The sequence below is a fragment of the Pseudomonas sp. PS01300 genome (genome assembly GCF_029960155.1).
Classification (GTDB): Bacteria; Pseudomonadota; Gammaproteobacteria; order Pseudomonadales; family Pseudomonadaceae; genus Aquipseudomonas; species Aquipseudomonas palmensis.
Map to the genome: position 1 here is coordinate 1 of NZ_JASCPN010000084.1, position 18,308 is coordinate 18,308.

At 63.8% G+C, this 18,308-nt stretch carries 19 protein-coding genes and 1 pseudogene; 8 read left to right on the forward strand and 12 right to left on the reverse strand.

All coding sequences use genetic code 11. The features are described 5' to 3' along the window. Positions 1 to 116 precede the first annotated feature (116 nt). Both QMX96_RS24675 and QMX96_RS24680 read left to right on the forward strand, forming a co-directional pair. The gene (locus QMX96_RS24675) at positions 117 to 860 is read left to right on the forward strand and encodes a 1-acylglycerol-3-phosphate O-acyltransferase (protein ID WP_282362617.1); all 744 of its coding nucleotides are present in this window, start codon (positions 117 to 119) and stop codon (positions 858 to 860) included. A gap of 43 nt (positions 861 to 903) precedes the next feature. Next, positions 904 to 1,875 carry a magnesium and cobalt transport protein CorA gene (locus QMX96_RS24680; RefSeq protein WP_043862723.1) on the forward strand — a complete coding sequence of 324 codons (972 nt, stop codon included), beginning with the start codon at positions 904 to 906 and terminating at the stop codon, positions 1,873 to 1,875. 3 nt (positions 1,876 to 1,878) lie between these two features. On the opposite strand, the gene QMX96_RS24685 is transcribed toward QMX96_RS24680, so the two are convergent. Further along, positions 1,879 to 2,607 carry an amidotransferase gene (locus tag QMX96_RS24685; protein WP_282362618.1) on the reverse strand — a complete coding sequence of 243 codons (729 nt, stop codon included), beginning with the start codon at positions 2,605 to 2,607 and terminating at the stop codon, positions 1,879 to 1,881. Between the two features lie 548 nt (positions 2,608 to 3,155). Here QMX96_RS24685 and QMX96_RS24690 point away from each other — a divergent pair. Next, positions 3,156 to 3,971 (forward strand): cytochrome c, encoded by an 816-nt coding sequence (locus tag QMX96_RS24690; RefSeq protein ID WP_282362619.1) that lies wholly within the window; start codon positions 3,156 to 3,158, stop codon positions 3,969 to 3,971. Between the two features lie 42 nt (positions 3,972 to 4,013). Here the strand turns inward: QMX96_RS24690 and QMX96_RS24695 are convergent, their stop codons facing one another. The 5 genes from QMX96_RS24695 to QMX96_RS24715 all read right to left on the reverse strand — a co-directional run bounded on the left by QMX96_RS24695 (position 4,014) and on the right by QMX96_RS24715 (position 9,708). Further along, positions 4,014 to 4,343, reverse strand: coding sequence for a ribonuclease E inhibitor RraB (locus QMX96_RS24695; protein WP_043862720.1), 330 nt, complete (start codon positions 4,341 to 4,343; stop codon positions 4,014 to 4,016). A gap of 198 nt (positions 4,344 to 4,541) precedes the next feature. Continuing rightward, a complete protein-coding gene (locus tag QMX96_RS24700; RefSeq protein WP_043862719.1) occupies positions 4,542 to 4,778 on the reverse strand; it encodes a hypothetical protein in 237 nt (78 codons plus the stop codon). 73 nt (positions 4,779 to 4,851) lie between these two features. After that, a complete protein-coding gene (locus tag QMX96_RS24705; RefSeq protein ID WP_282362620.1) occupies positions 4,852 to 6,186 on the reverse strand; it encodes a T6SS immunity protein Tli4 family protein in 1,335 nt (444 codons plus the stop codon). Continuing rightward, a complete protein-coding gene (locus QMX96_RS24710; protein WP_152644119.1) occupies positions 6,183 to 7,358 on the reverse strand; it encodes a hypothetical protein in 1,176 nt (391 codons plus the stop codon). Before QMX96_RS24710 ends, QMX96_RS24705 begins: the two co-directional genes overlap by 4 nt. 262 nt (positions 7,359 to 7,620) lie before the next feature. Beyond that, positions 7,621 to 9,708 (reverse strand): LTA synthase family protein, encoded by a 2,088-nt coding sequence (locus QMX96_RS24715; protein ID WP_282362621.1) that lies wholly within the window; start codon positions 9,706 to 9,708, stop codon positions 7,621 to 7,623. A gap of 186 nt (positions 9,709 to 9,894) precedes the next feature. Here QMX96_RS24715 and QMX96_RS24720 point away from each other — a divergent pair, with 186 nt between their 5' ends. Then, the gene (locus QMX96_RS24720; protein WP_282362622.1) at positions 9,895 to 10,368 is read left to right on the forward strand and encodes a methylated-DNA--[protein]-cysteine S-methyltransferase; all 474 of its coding nucleotides are present in this window, start codon (positions 9,895 to 9,897) and stop codon (positions 10,366 to 10,368) included. Between the two features lie 49 nt (positions 10,369 to 10,417). Here QMX96_RS24720 and QMX96_RS24725 read toward each other — a convergent pair whose 3' ends face one another. Further along, positions 10,418 to 10,609 (reverse strand): PLDc N-terminal domain-containing protein, encoded by a 192-nt coding sequence (locus QMX96_RS24725; protein WP_043862715.1) that lies wholly within the window; start codon positions 10,607 to 10,609, stop codon positions 10,418 to 10,420. 129 nt (positions 10,610 to 10,738) lie between these two features. On the opposite strand from QMX96_RS24725, the gene QMX96_RS24730 reads away from it, so the two are divergent. Further along, complete coding sequence (locus QMX96_RS24730; RefSeq protein WP_043862714.1) at positions 10,739 to 11,680, forward strand: ZIP family metal transporter; 942 nt, start codon at positions 10,739 to 10,741, stop codon at positions 11,678 to 11,680. Here QMX96_RS24730 and QMX96_RS24735 read toward each other — a convergent pair. Together QMX96_RS24735 and QMX96_RS24740 are read right to left on the reverse strand one after the other, a co-directional pair. Beyond that, a complete protein-coding gene (locus tag QMX96_RS24735; protein ID WP_282362623.1) occupies positions 11,677 to 12,207 on the reverse strand; it encodes a hypothetical protein in 531 nt (176 codons plus the stop codon). The genes QMX96_RS24730 and QMX96_RS24735 overlap by 4 nt on opposite strands. Before the next feature lie 59 nt (positions 12,208 to 12,266). Further along, on the reverse strand, positions 12,267 to 12,791 hold the full coding sequence (locus QMX96_RS24740) for an ankyrin repeat domain-containing protein (protein WP_054915837.1): 525 nt from the start codon (positions 12,789 to 12,791) through the stop codon (positions 12,267 to 12,269). Positions 12,792 to 13,064: 273 nt separating this feature from the next. On the opposite strand from QMX96_RS24740, the gene QMX96_RS24745 reads away from it, so the two are divergent. Further along, on the forward strand, positions 13,065 to 13,337 hold the full coding sequence (locus QMX96_RS24745; RefSeq protein WP_043862711.1) for a DUF3509 domain-containing protein: 273 nt from the start codon (positions 13,065 to 13,067) through the stop codon (positions 13,335 to 13,337). A 92-nt stretch (positions 13,338 to 13,429) separates the two neighbouring features. Here QMX96_RS24745 and QMX96_RS24750 read toward each other — a convergent pair whose 3' ends face one another. The 3 genes and pseudogenes from QMX96_RS24750 to aroC form a co-directional block, all read right to left on the reverse strand. Next, positions 13,430 to 13,957 (reverse strand): acireductone dioxygenase, encoded by a 528-nt coding sequence (locus QMX96_RS24750; RefSeq protein ID WP_282362624.1) that lies wholly within the window; start codon positions 13,955 to 13,957, stop codon positions 13,430 to 13,432. A 10-nt stretch (positions 13,958 to 13,967) separates the two neighbouring features. Then, positions 13,968 to 15,104 (reverse strand): annotated as a pseudogene (locus QMX96_RS24755) (MFS transporter); the annotation flags it as partial. Positions 15,105 to 15,142: 38 nt separating this feature from the next. After that, positions 15,143 to 16,234, reverse strand: coding sequence for a chorismate synthase (gene aroC, locus QMX96_RS24760; RefSeq protein ID WP_043862708.1), 1,092 nt, complete (start codon positions 16,232 to 16,234; stop codon positions 15,143 to 15,145). Between the two features lie 145 nt (positions 16,235 to 16,379). Between aroC and QMX96_RS24765 the strand changes: the two genes are divergently transcribed. Then, positions 16,380 to 17,342 (forward strand): alpha/beta fold hydrolase, encoded by a 963-nt coding sequence (locus QMX96_RS24765; protein ID WP_078479752.1) that lies wholly within the window; start codon positions 16,380 to 16,382, stop codon positions 17,340 to 17,342. 106 nt (positions 17,343 to 17,448) lie between these two features. Next, positions 17,449 to 18,246, forward strand: a complete 798-nt coding sequence (locus QMX96_RS24770; protein WP_054915840.1) for a hypothetical protein — start codon at positions 17,449 to 17,451, stop codon at positions 18,244 to 18,246. Positions 18,247 to 18,308: the final 62 nt, after the last annotated feature.

Below are 18,308 nucleotides of genomic sequence, written 5' to 3' on the forward strand. Positions count from 1 at the left end.
GGCTCCTGCAGGGGACGCAACCGTTGCAGGAGCCGGCCTTGCCGGCGAAGCTTTAAGTTTGCCCCGGGCTGTGCACAACCGTACACTGCGCCGCGTTTTGTCCGGGGTTAACCACAATGCTGTTTCTGATCCGCATGCCCCTCCTGGGCCTGCATTTTGTTCTGGTGGGCATACTGGGTGTGCTCATCGGCCTGTGTCGGCCTTTCAACCCCGACAACAGCCGCGTGTTCGCGCGCCTGTATGGCTGGCCCGCCACCTGGCTGATGCGCCTGCAGGTACAGGCCGAAGTCGGCCCGCTGTTCGACCAGCCCCCGGGCTGCGTAATCGTGGCCAACCACCAATCCAACCATGACCTGTTCGTGCTCGGTCACGTGGTGCCGCCGCGCACGGTGTGCATCGGCAAGAAGAGCCTCAAATGGATCCCCCTGTTCGGCCAGCTGTTCTGGCTGGGCGGCAATGTGCTGGTCGATCGCAGCAACGCCTACCAGGCCCGACGCGCCATGCAGACCACCACCCGCACCCTGCAGGAACAGGACACCTCGATCTGGGTATTCCCCGAGGGCACGCGCAACGCCGGCGATCGGTTGCTGGCCTTCAAGAAGGGCGCGTTCCACATGGCCATCGAAGCCGGCGTGCCCATCGTGCCGGTGTGCGTCAGCCGCTACGCCAGGCGCCTGAACCTCAACGGCTGGCGCAAGCAGAAGGTGATCATCCGCTCGCTGGCGCCGATCTCCACCAACGGCATGACCCACCAGGATGTTCCCGCCCTGGCCGAGCAGTGCCGCGAACAGATGCAGCGCTGCATCGACCTGATGGAAAAAGAATTGCAGGCCAGCCGCGCAGTTGCCGATTTGTCGTAGTCATACCAAGCTAGGGGCATGACAACGGGGGAAAGGCACAACCATGGGTCGAGTCGTAGCGGCAGCGGTCTACAGCGCCGGTAGAAAAGTCACCAACATCAGCCTCGACGAGGGCGCCGAGTGGGCCAGCAAACCGGGGCACTTCGTGTGGATCGGGCTGGAAGAGCCCTCCGCGCAGGAACTGGCCAATCTGCAGCGCCAGTTCAACCTGCATGAACTGGCAATCGAGGATGCGCTGGAAAAGCACAGCCGGCCGAAGCTTGAAACCTTCGGCGATGCCTTGTTCATCGTGACCTATTCGCCGGTACGCCAGGACGGCAGGCTGGAGTTCATCGAAACGCATATCTTTGCCGGCAACGGCTACATCATCACCTGCCGCAACGGCCACTCCAAATCCTATGCCCTGGTACGCCAGCGCTGCGAGGCCCGGCCGCTGCTGCTCGAGCACGGCGAAGACTTCGTGCTGTATGCACTGCTCGACTTCGTCACTGAAAACTACCAGCCGGTAAGCGAGGCGATTCACAGCGAGATCGAAGAGCTGGAAAACAACGTACTCAGCAGTTCGCTGCAGGAAGACGATATCCGCCGCCTGCACGGCCTGCGTCGCGACATCCTGCGCCTGCGCCGCTATGTGGCACCGATGGTCGAGATCAGCGAAGAGCTGCAGCGCCTGGCCTTCCCGTTCATCGACAAGAACATGCGCCCGTATTTTCGCGACGTGCAGATCCACGTGACGCGGCAGATGGAAGACCTGTCGAGCATCCGCGACATCGCCAGCCAGACCATCGAGATCGGCATGCTGCTGGAGTCGTCACGCCAGAGCATCACCCAGCGCAAGTTCGCCGCGTGGGCGGCGATCCTGGCCTTCCCCACCGCCGTGGCGGGTATCTACGGGATGAACTTTCAGAACATGCCGGAGCTGAGCTGGCACTACGGCTACTTCACCGTGCTGGGGGTCATCGCCCTGGGCTGCACGGCACTGTTCGCCAGCTTCAAGCGCTCCGGCTGGCTGTAGGCCTCAGGCCGCGCTGCCCTGTGGCTTGTGCGCGACAAAGCGCATCATCCACTCGGCCACCGTGGTGCCCTGGTGTTGCTGGTCGAGGCTGGCCACGCCCTTGCTGTAGACCTCCGGGCCCAGGTGCTGCTGGCGCAGCTCGAGCAAGGCACGGGAATAGTCGTGGATGAACTCGGGGTGGCCCTGGAAGCACAGCACCTGGTCGCCAATGTGATAGGCGGCATAGGGGCAGAAGTCGCTGGAGGCGATCACCGTGGCGTTTTCGGGCAACTGGGTAACCTGGTCCTGGTGGCTGATCAGCAGGGTCAGTTCCTCCACCTGCGGGCTCATCCACGGCGCCTTGGCCGCCATCACGTAGCGGTGGGTTCCCACCCCCCAGCCCTGGTGCGCGCGCTCGCTGCGCCCGCCCAGCAACAGGGCCAGCAACTGGTGGCCGAAGCATACGCCCAGCAGCTTGTCGCCGCGCTTGTAGCGGTCCAGCAGAAAGGTCTTGAGCCTGGCGATCCACGGGTCGTCGCCAAACGAGTCGGCCTTGCTGCCGGTCACCAGATAGGCGTCGAACAACTCGTCGTCGTCGGGGTATTCACCGTTCATCACGTTGTACACGCGAAATTCGGCGGCAATCGGCTGATGGGTGAACAGGTGCTCGAACATCCGTCCGTAGCCCTGATACTGATCGACCAGCTCGGGTCGCAGGACATCGGTTTCCAGGATGCAGATGCGTAACGACATAGATTTAGTCCCGAACGACATGAGGCACAAAGTGTCGCTAGAGCCTGCCGCGAATGGCGCTCGGAGGCAAGTGTTCACTCGGACGAACGGTCACACTGTGCAGGCCATGCCCCGGAGCGCACGCACGTGTCTAGCTGAAGGGATGGTCGCCGGATGGCCCTTGGCCTCATAGCCGTAGTGCCTTAGAACCCACCATTTAATACGAAAGCGTTCTAAAACACGGGTGACGTTGACCCTAAGGTTAGTTGTATATCGAAGCAAAGCAGGTCCGATGCGGGGGCAACGCGGACATTTCGACAGCGCTCGCGGGTTATCACGGACCCTGGCCAAGGACGCCACACGGCATTCAGGAATAACAACAAAAAGGCAGACCGCCATGTTCAAGCACTCCAAAGTACGTCAAGCCGGCCTCATCCTCTTCGCCACGACGCTGCTGCTGATCGTGCCCAACCTCACACGACTGTTCGGCTGAAGCCCACCCGTTCTGTAACCAGGCATCATCGCAACGCTGGTGTATCCTGCCGGCCTGAATGGTTGGAGAGCACCCGATGCGTCATTGCCTTGCCCTGATCCTGCTGTTGAGCCTGCCCCTGCACGCCGCACAGCTGACCCTGAACCTGGGCGGCGCCGAGCGCCAGTGGAGCACCGCTCAACTGCTGGCTCACCCGCAGGCGCGGGATATCCGCATCGACGGTGACGTTTCCTACAAGAAGACCATGCACTACCGCGCCGTGCCCATGGTGGCGCTGCTGGAGGGCGTAGCCCCCGGCGATCATCTGCAGGCCGTGGCGCTGGATGGCTTTGCCGCCGAACTGCCCGCTGCCCCGTTGCTCGGCAACGGCCCGGCACGCGCCTGGCTAGCCATAGAGGACCCCGCCCACCCATGGCCAGCCCTGAGCAAGGGCAAAGGCAGCGCCGGGCCCTTCTACCTGATGTGGACCCAACCGCAGGCAGGCCGGATCAGCCCCGAACAATGGCCTTTCCAGCTTGCCACCATGCGCCGCCTGGCCCCTGTGGCATCGCGCTTCCCGGCACTGCTGCCAGACCCGCAACTGCGTGAGGACGACCCGGTCAACCTGGGCTTTGCCGTGTTTCAGAAAAACTGCCTGGCCTGCCACCGACTCAACGGTGCCGGCGATGCGCAGTTCGGGCCCGACCTGAACCAGCCCTTCAGCCCCACCGAGTACTTCCAGCCGGCGTTCTTGCGCCGATACATCCGCAACCCGCAAAGCCTGCGCCAGTGGCCACAGGCGCGCATGCCCGGCTTTGCCGAAACGGTGATCAGCGACGCAGAACTGGACCAGTTGCTGGGGTATCTGGCGCACATGGCCAGCCGCAAGCGGTCCGGGGTGGAAGTACCCTGAAAATGGATGGGGGCGGCATGGCCGCCCCGCGGATACACAGGTTCAGGCGAGCAGTCGCTCCTGCTTGACGCCCCAGCCCTGTATCTGGCCGCCCAAAGGGGAAACTGCCAGCTCGAAGTCATGCTCGAACTCGCCGATGCCGCCATAGGTGGCGAACATCAGTTTGCTCAACTCCAGCTGCCACCCCTCGTCGCTTTCGCGTACCTGGGTGTTGATCGATTCACCACGAAACTTGCCTGCGGCCCTGCGCGCCCGCTCCTCGTCCGGGAACACCGCATAGAACTCGATGGGATGGATCTGGGCAAAATCGAAACCGCCTTCTTTCATGCGGCGTAGAACCGTGCTGCTGATGTCCTCATACGGGCTGCTCATGAATCGTCCTCCTCGTCGCGATGGATAGACTTTCAGTGCATTACGCACTGACCCACCCTGCCAAACGTGGGTGGGCAACTCGAGCGGATGTAGCGGATGCAGCGATGGTTTAAGGGAAAAGGGCCGGCTGGGTAAATAACCCGTGACCCTGGCTGCAGACTAGCGCCAATCACAAGCGTATGCCAGTAGCGCGAGCGCTCAGGGCTGTTCTTTGATTTCCTTGATCTCCACGCCACTGTCCTGCTTCAGCCATTCGGCAGTGGGCATCGACACGCGGCCCTCGAAATCATTGAGGTCCGCCTTGTCCACGACAGGATAGAGGTGGGCGCGAATCACCCGAGCCGCCTCTTCGATACTGGGCTGCTGCTCGGCGTCAAACGACAGCGAGGTCCTTTCGCCTTTCTGGTCAACAAAGGTAATTACCCACGCTTTCATTGGATTCTCCTCAGTAACGCGACTCAGGGTGAATCAGCCTTACCTTCCGTTGACCCCGCGCCTGAGCGGTTGTTCAGTCGGCCTGCGGCGCAAAACGATGGCCGCCCGGCAGCGCCCGGATGCTTTTCAGGGTCTGCAGCATATCGACGCGGGTGCGCTCGAACGCAAGCTGCGGCTGGGAATGATCATCGAGCACCGTCAGCCCCACGCCAGGCTGGTATCCAGTGGGCGGAGCGTCGCCGTCGAGCGTGAACGTTTCGTAATCCACCGGCTTGTGGTACGCATCATAGGCCTTGTAGCGCGCACCGCGAAGGTTGCCGTCGAGGGCGCCGACAAGCACGCGCAGCGGGCCGAACATGTCGGTCTGGACGAGCGTCGGAAACCGCCTGGAAATCACCTGCTCCAACAGCTTCGGCATGAAATCGGCGTCTTTCCTGATCTCGCGCCCCATGCTCAGGCGGTGCAGCAGGTGCGGGTTGCCCACGGGGTTGAAGCCCAGCGTTATCGAATGATGCGGGGCGCCATCGTCGGCAATGAACCCGAACGGCAGGCAAAAGCCGCGCTGCTGCGGGATTTCGTATTGCTCGCGGGTTCGAAAGGCCGCCAGCAAGGCACGCGCCCTGGGCTCGACACGTTCCAGTGAGACCGGTACGCCGGCAGCGTCCGACCCTGCATGAAATACAAAGCGATAGATGCGCTGGTTACGCCAGAGATGGGCCGTCATCTCACCCGGCACCCAGTCGGCGAACGTATCTGCTATCCCCAGGTCCAGAAAGCGCTCTTGCTCGAACAATGCGTCGGTCGGCCACTTGGCCTGTTCCTCGAGATAAGCTGCGCGTTCAGCCTCCAGTTTGACGGTGGGGCGCCCCGTGGCCGAGAACTCGCGGATCATGTCGTTGAGTACGAACAACTCGGTGCTCACCCAGTTGATTCGCGTAATGGTGTCGTCCAGGGCGCGATGCTGTTCAAGCAACGCGGAATAGTCTTCGTCGTCAGCCTTTTTTGCATCGATCTGGGCTTGCAGCGCGTCGATCTGCGCACGTACCACGCGTGTTTGCGCCGAACCGCGATTAGGCCCGTGGATAAGCTGCAGGCGATCGAAGACATTGCGATCCGTCACGGGGCTGACTTCGATCTTCACCAGGTAGGTCTGCTCGGGTGTCACGCCCTCGCCATACATGATCTGCTGGCCACCCGGGGCGATGGTTGGGCGCACGGGGTCGAAGTCCGGCTTTTGCCAGTAGCCCCCGGCAAGGTGCCAGGCAATCTCCTTGGGCACATCGAACTGCACCCGCCCCATGCACTCGGTACGCCAACCCGGCGGCGTCTGGTAATCCGGCTCACCCAGCGCCGACAGGGGCGCTGCCAGCAACGCCAGCCACATCCAGCTCATGTGTAACGACTTCATGTACGTTTCCTTTTCTGTGCCACTTGCGGTGCGTTCGGCAGGGCCTGCACCTGCCCCAGTATCTCGACGGCTTCTGTCTCCAACAGCTTCAGGCTCAGGCCGTCGCGGCTGTGCAACTGGTCCACCTGCAGGATCATCGAAGGAACGGGCGTGGCGCCCAGGTGCGCTGCGCGCAGCTGGAATGTTTCGCGGCGATCCGTTTCGTGTTCGAGGTACCACTTGGTCAGCGTGGTGGTTTGCAGGATGGTCATCTGCCCCAGCCGGAACTGGCGTTCCGGCAGTTGCTCAAGTACGGGGAAATCAGCGCGATCGAGCGACAGGTCGGCGGCCCGCCGGGCCTCGAACTGCTCGCGCAGCGACTGGCTGGCCACCTGAAGGTCGTAGCGGACCGCCTCCTGGTGCCGCCCGAACCACGCGGCGCGCACCACATAGGGGGCTGTGCCGTCATCGGCCAGAAAGCCGAACGGCAGGCATATACCCGGTTGCCGAGGCACTTCGAAGGCGGCGCGGGGACGCAAGGCGGCGAGCACACGGCGCACATGCGGGTCCAGCCGCTGCAGCACCTGCTCGTTGCTCACTCCACGTTCGATGTAACCGAAGTTGAGCTTGTAGACGCGCGACTGGCGCCACAGCACCACGGTCAACCCATGCTCGTTGTACACCGCATAGCCATCCTCCAGGGCAAAGTCCGGCAGGACTTGCCACTTGAAGCGATCGGAGACGGGGTACCCCGCGTCTTCACGGTTGAGCCGCTCAAGCCGCGCCTGCAGCGTGTCCACTGGCCAGCCCTTGCCCGCGAAGTCGGCGATCATCGCCTCGAGCGACGCCCGCTCACCGGGGATCTTGTCGATGCGCTCGAAGGTGCGCGCTAGTGCCTTGTACCGTTCGTTCAAGGCGTAGTACTCGCTCGGCTTCTGGGCCTTTAGGTACGGGGTCATCAGGTTCCCGATGCGTGTCTGCTCGGCCATGATGTACTCGCCCTGCGCATTGGCCCGGCTCAGGACCAGACGATCCTTGAGGCGGTCGTACAGCTCACGGGTAGTGAGCGGGCTCACATCGATGGTGACCAGGTGCGATTCCCCGGAGAACACCGGCGCGCCATAGTCGGCCTGCCACGTATCGCCACCAGGCATGAAGCGGGCGAACGGCTCGCCCAGGCGAAGACCGCTCATTTGCCACTCCAGGCTGGCCGGTACCACAATGCGCGAGCGCCCTACACATTCCTGAGCCATCTGGGGCGCAGGCGATACGGCATCAGCCACCGCCTGGATCGAATGGCACAGGCAAACCAGCAACACGAACACACGCACGCAAACATCCTTTTGCGGGACCGCTGTCGGCCCCTCTTGCTGAGGCGCGTGATTTGAGCACCCACGGCCCGAAAAGCCAAGACCCCGGCAAGCCGGGGTCCTGGTCAGTGCAACAGCCCGTGCGTCATTGCGGCGTGCTGTGGGTCACGCCGGCAGTGTTGTCCAGCAGGCTCTTGGTCGCGGTCTGGATGTAGGACTCCAGCTTGCGGCTCAATTGTGCCTGGTCCGGGCTTTCGATCACCTCGGCCTTGAAGTTGGCCCCAAGCTGGTAACGGTACATGCGCGGCGACATGTCCTTGGACTGGATCAGAATGCGATCGCCCTGCACCAGGCCGACGATCTGCTCACTGCCCGATGGCTTGATCATGCCGATGCCTTCATCGCCGGCCGGCAGGTTGAGCAGGTCACGCCCCCAGCACTGATGACGGGTTTCGCCCCCCAGTCGGCCCATGATGGTCGGCACGATGTCGACCTGGGTGCCCACGGTGTGGCTGACCGCACCGAACTTTTCCTGGATGCCCGGCGCAATCAGCAGCAGCGGCACGTTGAAGCGGCCCAGGTCCAGTTCGGTGACCTGCTGGGCATTGCCGAAGCCGTGGTCGCCGACGATCACGAACAGGGTTTCCTTGAAGTACGGCTCCTTGCGCGCCTTCTCGAAGTACTGGCCCAACGCCCAGTCCGAATAGCGCATGGCGGTCAGGTGCTCGTTCAGGCGGCCCTGGTCGGTCACCGGCTGCACCGGCAGGTCCTTGGGCAACGCATACGGAGTGTGGTTGGACAGGGTCTGCAGCAGGGCATAGAACGGCTTCTTGCCATAGTTGTGCGCAAGCTCCTGTGCGCCGCGGTCGAACATGTCCTGGTCGGACACGCCCCACGTCGGGTCGGAGAATACCGGGTTGACGAAGTCATTGCGGCCGATGAAGGTGGTCATGCCCTGGTTGCCGAAGAACCCGGACTGGTTGTCCCAGGCAAAGTCGCCGTTGTAGACGTACACGTCGTCATAGTCGCGGGCGCTGAGCAGCGCCGGCAGGCCGGACAGCTTGTGGCCGCCTTCCGGCGTCTGCATCAGGTATTCGAAGCCTGGCAGGTTCGGGAAGCAAGCCATGGTGGCGAACATGCCCTGGTGGGTATGGGTGCCGTTGGAGAAGAAACGGTCGAACAGCAGACCTTCCTTGGCCAGCTTGTCGAAGTACGGGGTGATGTTGGTGGTACTGCCCAGCGCGCCCACCGAGTGGCCGGCGAAGCTCTCCATCAGGATTACCACGACGTTCTTGATCGGCAGGCTGTTGGCCGCAGGCGGGGTGAAGTCACGGCGGATCGCCGCGCTGTCGGCATCCACCAGCTGGTCGTGCTCGGTCAGGATCATGTCGCGCACGGTCTGCTGGGCCTGGCTCTGGTCGAGGGTAGCCTTCCAGATGTTGCCGCGGTCTTCGCCAAAACGGCTGTGGGCGGCGTCGATCAGGGTCAGGGTGCCGTTAAGGCCCAACTGGTTGACGAAATTGGAGTCGGTAGTGAACGCGTCACCCCAACGCATCGGCGGGCCCTGGCGCAAGGTGCCACGGGCGGCGATCACAGCCACCAGCAGGATCACCACAAATACCGCGCCACGCAGGTACCAGGGCGCCACGCTGCGCAGGCCGGCGACGTTGCTGGAGTACTCGCCGCGCGGGCGGGTAAGACGGTCGATGCCCTTGAACAGCAGGCTCAGCACCCAGGTGCCAAAGGCCCAGGCCAGCAGGTAGCGCACCACCGGAAAGCCATACCAGAGCATGCTCAGAACGGTCTTGGGGTCTTCCTTCACATACTGGAACACCAGGCCGTTGAGACGCTGGTGAAACTCGCGGTAGAAGTCCATCTCCATCAGGCCGAGGAACATCACCACGCTGGAAGCCAGGGTCAGCCATACGCGAAACAGGCCACGGGCGGCCATGGCGCGAGCGCTGAGGATCGCCAGCAGCAGCGGAATGCTCAGGTACACCACCACGCGCAGGTCGAAGCGCAGGCCGTTGAGAAAGCCTTCAGCGACGGTCGAGAGTGGGGTGTCGCCGATCATGTCGCTGTTGTAGAGCAGCAGCGCCAGGCGCACGAGGCTCAGCATCAGCATGATCACCAGGCCGCACAGCAAGGTATAGGCGAGGTGTGATTTGAGCGTTGGTTGCAGCAACGGGCGCGAAGCGGCTCGCTGATGACTCAAGGCATCCGTGTTAGCCATGGACAGGAAGATCCCTAGGGTTCAGATTTTTATGAGGGCCGGGACATTGCGTGGCCCTTGGACGAACGGAAATTCGCGCGCGGATTGTCAGCAATCGAATGTGAAAATTATGTTGAAAACCGCGCCTCGAACAGTAGCTCAGTGTTCGGGTATCGTGTGGGCCAGACATGCCCGGAGCCACTCACCATGTACTTTCGCTACCACCCCAGCCCTATCGGCCAGTTGCTGCTGGCCGGTGATGAACAAGGTCTGCACCTGCTGCACATGGACAGCGCCCACCCCTGGCAACTGGCCGAAAGCTGGCAGCCGGCGGGCGCGCAGCTGGATACGGTAGCGCGACAGCTCGACGAGTATTTCGAAGGCCGGCGCCAGAGTTTCGAGCTGCCCCTGGCGCCACGGGGTACCGAATTTCAACGTGCAGTGTGGTGGGCGCTGCAGCAGATTCCGTATGGCACCACCACCAGCTATGCACAACTGGCGCAGCGCGTCGGGCGGCCGAAGGCGATACGCGCGGTAGGCACGGCCAACGGCGCCAACCCGGTGGCGGTGATCGTGCCGTGCCACCGGGTGATTGGCAGCGACGGCAGCCTGACCGGGTTTTCAGGTGGCCTGGAGCGCAAGCAGCAGTTGTTGCAGCTTGAGGGCGCCTGGTTGATCTGAGCCGCCGCATCGCCGGGCAGGCCCACGCCCACAAGAGCCTGGACTGGCGCTACAGCCTAACGTTGCCCCGTGGCCCGGCAATCGCCCAGATGATAAGGCCCAGCACCGGCAGCAGCAGGATCAGCAGGATCCACAGCACCTTGGCCCCGCCACTGGCGCCGCTCTTGATCACGTTGATGATCGCCCAGATATCCAGCGCCAGAATGACCAGCCCCACCAACCCATTGAACGTCGACCCCATGGTGATACTCCCATGATTGAACCTGCCTTCAGCGTAGCTGGCTATCGGCCCCATAGCGGCGAACCGCTCGTCGCACACGCCGCGCAGTGATTACACTCGATTGATCGACTCCGTACCACAGAGGCCTCCATGCCACCCGCCCAAAGCTCCGCCAACGCCAACCCGACCTCCCTGCGCAGCGCCTGGCTGCACCAGGTTCAGGCCACCCCATGGCTCAGTGCCGGCCTGGCCCTGAGCCTGCTCGCCGTGCTCGGCCTGCTGGTTGCCAGTGCCTGGAACGCGGTGCACGGCGACAACAAGGACAACCTGCACATGGCCCTGCTCGGCGGCCTGGCAGGGTTTGGCGCCACGGCGCTAGGCGCGGTGCTGGCGGTGGTGCTGCGCGACGTCAGCGCCCGCTCGCAGGATGTGATGCTCGGCTTCGCCGCCGGCATGATGCTCGCCGCCAGTTCGTTTTCGCTGATTCTGCCGGGCCTGGAGGCTGCGCGTGAAATCACCGGCAACGGGCCTTTCGCGGCCTTGACCGTGGTGGTCGGCATGGGTCTGGGGGTGCTGCTGATGCTGGGCCTGGACCGCTTCACGCCCCATGAGCACGAAAGCACCGGCCCCTGCGGCCCACAGTCGGAACGCATCAACCGGGTGTGGCTGTTCGTGCTGGCGATCACCCTGCACAACCTGCCCGAGGGCATGGCCATCGGCGTGGGCTTTGCCAACGGCGACCTCAACGTGGGCCTGCCGCTGACCACCGCCATCGCCATCCAGGACATACCCGAAGGCCTGGCCGTGGCACTGGCGTTGCGCGCCACCGGCCTGTCCAACCTCAAGGCTGCGCTGGTGGCGGTCGGCTCGGGGCTGATGGAGCCGATCGGGGCAGTGATCGGCCTGGGCATTTCCACCGGTTTTGCCATCGCCTACCCGGTGAGCATGGGCCTGGCGGCCGGGGCGATGATTTTCGTGGTATCCCACGAGGTGATCCCCGAAACCCACCGCAATGGCCACCAGACCTCGGCCACCCTGGGCCTGATGGGCGGCTTTGCGGTGATGATGTTCCTGGATACCGCGCTGGGCTAGAAGTGTACCGCGACCCGCAGCGCCTCCAGGGCAGGCGCCGCGGCGATGCCGACCTCGGCGCACAGTTCCAGCACCCGCGGCACGTCGTTGCCGTACACCAGCACCATCTGCAATTCGTCGTCCAGCAACTGGCTGATGTTGACCAGGGTGTAGCCGCCGTTTTCCTTGTTCATGCTGCCCATCTGCACCTGGATGCGGTTGAGTGCCGTGAGCGGCTCGACCTTGACCAGTTGCTTGGGCTTGATGTTGAAGGCAACGTCCTTGCCGAACGAGTCGGTGATCTGCTGGAACAGGTCACTGTAGGTGTCGGCCTGGAACAGCACGGTATCGGGCAGGCTGCCGATCACCACCCACTCCCCCAGCGGAATCGGGAAGGTGTCGTCGTAGTTGATGTCGGGGTTGGCCGCCAGGAACGCCTGCGGGTCGGCATAGGCCTGCGCCGCTTCATCGGCGATGCGCTCGATTTCGGCGTCCGGAAGGCAGCCGGAGCTGATTTTGCCGATGAGTTCGACCAGTTGGTTTTTCATGCGGGGGCCCTGCGAGGCGAAAAAAGTCGCCAAGGATAGCCGCAAAAGCCCCCTGGCAGTTAGCCGGCCAGCGCCTGCAACTGGGCGACGGTGTCGGGTGCGCCCATGGTTTGCGCGGCAACCAGTGCGGTGGCGCCCTGCGCGTCGCGGTGATTGGGGTTCGCGCCCTTGCCGAGCAGGTAGGTGACGATGGAGGTGCGGTTGAACATCGCGGCCAGCATCAGCGCGGTACGGCCATCGGCAGACGCTCCATCGATCAGCGCGCCCTTCTCCACCAGCAGCTCGATCATCGCCTGGTTGCCCTTGAAAGCGGCACCGGCAATCGGCAACTGGCCCTTGTCATTGGCAATCTGCGGGTCTGCGCCGTGCTCAAGCAGCACCCTCACCGCTTCAAGGTGGCCGTGGTAGCTGGCAAGCATCAGCAGCGTGTCGCCGTTGCCATTGCGAAGGTTGACCGGCAGGCCCTTCTCCAGCAGACGGCCAAGCATGTCGGCGTCCCCCTTGCGCGCCCGATCGAACACTTCTTCGGCAAAGGCTGCGGCTTCATCGTCGTTCATCGGGGTGGGGGTTGGGTGGTCGGTCATCGGGAACCTCCTGGCTGCGGTAGAGCCCAAGTCTTGGTCAGGGAAGGCTTTGGGTCAACCTCGCAAATCCCATGAGGACGACAGAGCGAATCTATTGGCCGCAGGGCACTGCAAAATGCACTGTGCAAATTGCACGACCATGCAGAATGCACGGCACCCCTTCTGCACGATAACTTTAAGTCATTGTTTTATAAGCTTTTTTTAATCAAGGAAAACTGGCACGGTCGCTGCACCTATCACTTCATGTCTGCCACTCAACAGTCAGGAGCTGATATGGACCTCATCCAGCAAAAATTCGCCTCGGTATTTTCCGCCTACGACGTCACCACCCAGGCTCGCCCTGATGGCGGTGTACTGCTGACGTTGCGCGCCGCCGACGGCAAACAGGTCAAGCGCTCGATTTCGTATGGCCAGCTGCACAGTGCCGAGCAACTGTCGTGGGCGATCAGCGCGATCCGCCGCGACCTGGCCGAGCAGGCCAGCGAGCTGCCGGTGATCTCGATGCTGCAAAGCCAACAGCGGTTCGCACTACCGACCTATCGCTGAATCGCGTAGCGGCCTTTGCTGGCAAGCCAGTGCCAACAGGATCACCCTGGTTCCTGTGAGCGCTGGCTTGCAAGCCAGTGGCCTCGGCGTGATCAATCGTCCAATCGCGCGTAACGCTCGGCCAGCTTCTCACCCGTGAACTGCGCCACTACCCCTTCAGGCCGATTGAACAGTCGCACCGCCACGAAGTGCGGGTTGTCCCCGCCATCGATCCATACCCGCAACCCCGCCGGCACCACGATCAGATCCCCCTTCTCGCACACCACCGCATGCACGTACTCCCCTGCCCGCACGCTGACCAGGCTGCGCCCGGCTGCGAAGAAACGCACCAGGTCATCCGAATACACATGTTCGTCCAGCAGTTCGCTCATCGGATCGCCACTGGCGCTGATCACGTCGACGGCGCGGTAACCGCCTTCATGTTGCAGCCGGTCGATCTGCACCTGATAGGCGGCCAGCACACCGGCCTGGCCAGTATCGGCCTGCACAGGCGACTGCGCCGTCCAGCGCTCGAACCTTACTCCCTGCTCGGCCAGTGTCGCGGCGATGTCTTCAAGGTGGGTCAGCACCTTGTTGGGAATGTCCGGGGTGGACTGGTGAAACACGCTCAGGCTGCTCATGGGGCCTTTCCTCTTTCATTCGAAACGCGATGATAACGGCTGCGACCAGCGCCGCGACGCTGGCAATACTAAAGGTGATGGTGGCGCCCAGGGCGTTCCAGCTGTAGCCCGAATACAGGGCACCCAGCGCACCGCCGGTACCGGCAAGGGCCGCATACAGCGCCTGCCCCTGGCCCTGCTGGCGAGCGCCGAAGTTGCGCTGCACGAAGGCGATGGCGGCCGCGTGAAAACTGCCGAACGTGGCGGCGTGCAGCAACTGGGCGAACAGCAGCACGCCCGGATACTCGGCAAAGGTCCCCAGCAGCCACCAGCGCAAGGCCGCCAGTAAGAGGCTCGCCAACAGCACCCGACGCAACGAGAACCGCGCCAGGATCCAGCTCATGGCCAGGAACATCAGCACCTCGGCCACCACCCCCAGCGCCCACAACATGCCGATGGTGCCGCGGGCATAGCCCAGGCGCTCCAGGTGCAGGGTGAGAAAGGTGTAATACGGGCCGTGACTCAACTGCATCAATGCCACGCACACGTAGAACGCGGCCACGCCAGGGCTGGCCAGTTGCCTGAGAAAGCCGCCACCATCGCTGCGCTCGTGCTGGCCTGGCGGCTGGGCATTGGGCACCCACAGGCTGGCCAGCACGATGCCGGCCATGATCGCCACCAGCGCCACCGGGTAGATGTCCAGGCTCAACCATTCGAACAATCGCCCCAGGGCCACCACGGTGAGGATGAAACCGATCGACCCCCACAGCCGCACCTGGCTGTAGCGCGCAGTCTGACCTTGCAGGTGGGCCAGGGTGATGACCTCGAACTGCGGCAGTACCGCATGCCAGAAGAACGCGTGCAGGGCCATTACCAGCGCCAGCCAGGCGTAGCTCTTGGCCACGAAGATCAACGAAAAGCTGGTCAGGGTGCACAAGGCCCCCAGACGCACGATCAGCAGGCGCTGGCCGCTGCGATCGCCCAACCAGCCCCACAGGTTCGGTGCCACGCAGCGCATCAGCATGGGGATGGCCACCAACTCGCCGATGCGCGCGCTGGAAAACCCCAGGTGATCGAAATACAGCGCCAGAAACGGCGCTGTCGAACCCAGCAAGGCGAAATAGAACAGGTAGAAGCTGGACAGCCGCCAGTAGGGAATCGGCGCCACGGCTCAGCGGGCCGTGGCGTCGACGTCGGGCAGGTGCACTACAGCTGGCCCAGCACCGGGGTGGCTACCCGCACATCGGCGTTCTGGCCGCGGTGGCGCAGCAGGTGATCCATCAGCACGATGGCCATCATCGCCTCGGCGATAGGGGTGGCACGGATGCCGACGCAGGGGTCGTGACGGCCCTTGGTGATGACCTCCACCGGGTTGCCATCCACATCGATGGAACGGCCCGGGGTGGTGATGCTGGAGGTCGGCTTGAGTGCCAGGTGCGCAATGATCGGCTGCCCCGAGGAGATGCCCCCCAGGATGCCGCCGGCATTGTTGCTGAGGAACCCTTCGGGGGTGAGTTCGTCACGGTGTTCGGTGCCGCGCTGGGCCACGCTGTCGAAGCCGGCACCGATCTCCACGCCCTTGACCGCGTTGATGCTCATCAGCGCATGGGCCAGCTCGGCGTCGAGGCGGTCGAAGATCGGCTCGCCCAGGCCGGGCATCACGCCTTCGGCGACCACGGTGATCTTGGCACCCACCGAGTCCTGGTCACGGCGCAGCTGGTCCATGTAGGCCTCCAGCTCCGGCACCTTGTCCGGGTCGGGGCTGAAGAAGGCGTTGTGCTCCACCGACTCCCAGGTCTTGAACGGAATTTCGATAGGGCCCAGCTGGCTCATGTAGCCGCGGATGCGGATGCCCTGGGTGGCCAGGTACTTCTTCGCGATGGCACCGGCAGCCACGCGCATCGCGGTTTCGCGGGCCGAGCTGCGGCCGCCGCCACGGTAGTCGCGCTCGCCGTACTTGTGGTGATAGGTGTAGTCGGCGTGGGCCGGGCGGAACAGGTCCTTGATCGCCGAGTAGTCCTTGGACTTCTGGTCGGTGTTGCGAATCAGCAGGCCGATGGCGCAGCCGGTGGTACGGCCCTCGAACACGCCAGATAGAATCTCGACCTCGTCGGGCTCCTGGCGCTGAGTGGTGTGCCGGCTGGTACCGGGCTTGCGCCGGTCCAGGTCGTGCTGAAGATCGGCCAGCGAAAGCTCCAGGCCCGGAGGGCAGCCATCGACAATGGCGACCAGCGCCGGACCATGGCTTTCGCCAGCGGTGGTGACAGTGAACAGCTTGCCGTAGGTATTGCCGGACATGCAGGGCGCTCCGCGTTCAGCCTGATTTTTAACTGGATGGTAACAAGGCCAACCAGTATACGCAGGGTATACCCTTAGATCACCTCCGGGCGCGAACCTAATGCCGCCGGACGAGTCAAAACGCCACCTCCTCGCTAATGGCCTGATGATGCTGCGCACGTTCGCCCTGTTGTTCCTCCTGTTTACCGGCCTGGCCCAGGCCGCGGCCCCCACGGTACTGCAACGACCGATCAGCCTGGTGACCGACGACGGCACCCTGCAGGGCAGCCTGCTGTTGCCGCGCAGCGACACGCCGCCACCGGTGGTGCTGATCATCGCCGGCTCCGGCCCCACCGACCGTGACGGCAACAATCCCGCCGGCGGACGTATCGACAACCTCAAGCGCCTGGCCCTGCTGCTGGCCAACAACCGCATTGCCAGCGTGCGCTACGACAAGCGCGGGGTGGCCGCCAGCCGCGCGGCAACCCCCGACGAGCGCAACCTCAGCGTCGAGCGCTATGTGGCCGATGCCGTTGCCTGGGGCCATCTGCTCAAGGCCGACCCGCGCTTTGGCCCGCTGATCGTGCTGGGTCACAGCGAGGGCGCACTGATCGCCAGCCTCGCGGCCGAACAGGCCGGCGCCAGCGCGGTAATCTCAGTGGCAGGCAGCGGGCGCCCGGTCGATCAGGTACTGCGCGAGCAACTGGGTGAACGCCTGCCGGCGACCGAGCGGGCCCAGGCCGTACGCCTGATCGAGCAGCTCAAGGCCGGCCAGCCCAGCACCCAGGTACCGCTGCACCTGCGCGACGTGTTTCGCCCCAGCGTGCAGCCGTACCTGATCTCGCTGTTTCGCCAGGACCCGGCCGCCGCCTTCGCCCGCCTCCACTTGCCGGCGTTGATCGTGCAGGGGCGCAACGACGTCCAGGTCGAGGTCAAGGATGCCGAGAGACTGCACGCTGCCAAGCCGGACGCCGAACTGGCACTGATCGACGGCATGAACCACATGCTGCGCATCAGCCCGCGTGCCATGAGCCAGCAGCGCGACAGCTACAACAACCCCGAGCTGCCCCTGGCCAGTGCCCTGGGCGAGCGGATCGTCGAGTTCATTCGTCGATTGCCGGCGGCATGAAGCGAATTGGCGCAAATTGTGTCTCCAGTCTTGCGCAAAGCGGCCGATAAGCCGGTGCAGGCGTCGCCCTTGCGACCCGCCTGCTGTGCACAAAAGGACCGCCGTGATGACTGAAGCCACCCCCCAGGACGCCCCAGACGCGACCGACGAATCGCCAGCCCCGGAAGCGGCCCCGCTGCCCTGGGCGGACGTTGTGCCCGAGCATTTCCAGATGCTGCGCCTGTCCCCGCAGCCCACCGACCGCAACACCGGCGCGCGGCCGCTGCGCTTCGTGCAGTACGGTTATGCCGAACGGCACAACAAGACCCACAGCCTGCTGCGCATGGAAGTGCGCCTGCCTGGGCAGAAGGTGCGCAAGGAGCAGAATCGCCTGGATATCTGGGTGGACCATGAGTTGCACCAGATCAAGATCGGCCCCGACAGTGGCTTGCAGATCGAGCCGGTCAGCCGTGGCCTGGGGCGCTTCCTGTTGTCGCAGGCGGTGCACTGGGTACAGCGCAAGTGGTCGCACTACCGGGTCGAGGGCATGGCCCTGGCCAACAAGGACGCACTCAACGAAGACACACGCCTGCGCCGCGACCAGGTGCTGCGCAGCCATGGCCTGGAGGTCGAGTACGCCGATGCGCAGCACCTGAAGGGGCGCTGCGTGGAAGTCCAGGCAGGTCAGCTCAAGGGTGGCTGGAATACCGACAAGGTGCAGAAGGTAGACATCCTGGATGCTGCGGGCATGCTGCAGCAGGCCGAGCAGAACCTGCAGGAGAAGGAAGCACAACTGCGCGAGCGCGATGAGCGGGTCAACAAGTACCGCCGCGAAGACAGCGGGTTGCGCTTCACCATCACCTGCCTGGTGGCCTTTGCGGTATTCCAGGCCGGGCTGCTGATCTGGATTGCCACCAACCGCTGAAAGCGTTGCGGGTCAAGCCCGCCCCAACACGGCAATGCGGCCCTGTTGGGGCGGGCTTGACC

Excerpts from the sequence above, each read along its gene's own strand:
- QMX96_RS24750 (WP_282362624.1), bottom strand. The coding sequence starts at position 13,957 with ATGAGCAGCCTGAGCGTGTTTCACCAGTCCACCCCGGACATTCCCAAC.
- QMX96_RS24700 (WP_043862719.1), bottom strand. The coding sequence starts at position 4,778 with ATGAAAGCGTGGGTAATTACCTTTGTTGACCAGAAAGGCGAAAGGACC.
- QMX96_RS24675 (WP_282362617.1), top strand. The coding sequence starts at position 117 with ATGCTGTTTCTGATCCGCATGCCCCTCCTGGGCCTGCATTTTGTTCTG.
- QMX96_RS24685 (WP_282362618.1), bottom strand. The coding sequence starts at position 2,607 with ATGTCGTTACGCATCTGCATCCTGGAAACCGATGTCCTGCGACCCGAG.
- QMX96_RS24730 (WP_043862714.1), top strand. The coding sequence starts at position 10,739 with ATGCCACCCGCCCAAAGCTCCGCCAACGCCAACCCGACCTCCCTGCGC.
- QMX96_RS24695 (WP_043862720.1), bottom strand. The coding sequence starts at position 4,343 with ATGAGCAGCCCGTATGAGGACATCAGCAGCACGGTTCTACGCCGCATG.
- QMX96_RS24765 (WP_078479752.1), top strand. The coding sequence starts at position 16,380 with ATGATGCTGCGCACGTTCGCCCTGTTGTTCCTCCTGTTTACCGGCCTG.
- QMX96_RS24705 (WP_282362620.1), bottom strand. The coding sequence starts at position 6,186 with ATGAAGTCGTTACACATGAGCTGGATGTGGCTGGCGTTGCTGGCAGCG.
- QMX96_RS24770 (WP_054915840.1), top strand. The coding sequence starts at position 17,449 with ATGACTGAAGCCACCCCCCAGGACGCCCCAGACGCGACCGACGAATCG.
- QMX96_RS24690 (WP_282362619.1), top strand. The coding sequence starts at position 3,156 with ATGCGTCATTGCCTTGCCCTGATCCTGCTGTTGAGCCTGCCCCTGCAC.
- aroC (WP_043862708.1), bottom strand. The coding sequence starts at position 16,234 with ATGTCCGGCAATACCTACGGCAAGCTGTTCACTGTCACCACCGCTGGC.
- QMX96_RS24725 (WP_043862715.1), bottom strand. The coding sequence starts at position 10,609 with ATGGGGTCGACGTTCAATGGGTTGGTGGGGCTGGTCATTCTGGCGCTG.
- QMX96_RS24740 (WP_054915837.1), bottom strand. The coding sequence starts at position 12,791 with ATGACCGACCACCCAACCCCCACCCCGATGAACGACGATGAAGCCGCA.
- QMX96_RS24735 (WP_282362623.1), bottom strand. The coding sequence starts at position 12,207 with ATGAAAAACCAACTGGTCGAACTCATCGGCAAAATCAGCTCCGGCTGC.
- QMX96_RS24680 (WP_043862723.1), top strand. The coding sequence starts at position 904 with ATGGGTCGAGTCGTAGCGGCAGCGGTCTACAGCGCCGGTAGAAAAGTC.
- QMX96_RS24720 (WP_282362622.1), top strand. The coding sequence starts at position 9,895 with ATGTACTTTCGCTACCACCCCAGCCCTATCGGCCAGTTGCTGCTGGCC.
- QMX96_RS24745 (WP_043862711.1), top strand. The coding sequence starts at position 13,065 with ATGGACCTCATCCAGCAAAAATTCGCCTCGGTATTTTCCGCCTACGAC.
- QMX96_RS24715 (WP_282362621.1), bottom strand. The coding sequence starts at position 9,708 with ATGGCTAACACGGATGCCTTGAGTCATCAGCGAGCCGCTTCGCGCCCG.
- QMX96_RS24710 (WP_152644119.1), bottom strand. The coding sequence starts at position 7,358 with ATGAGCGGTCTTCGCCTGGGCGAGCCGTTCGCCCGCTTCATGCCTGGT.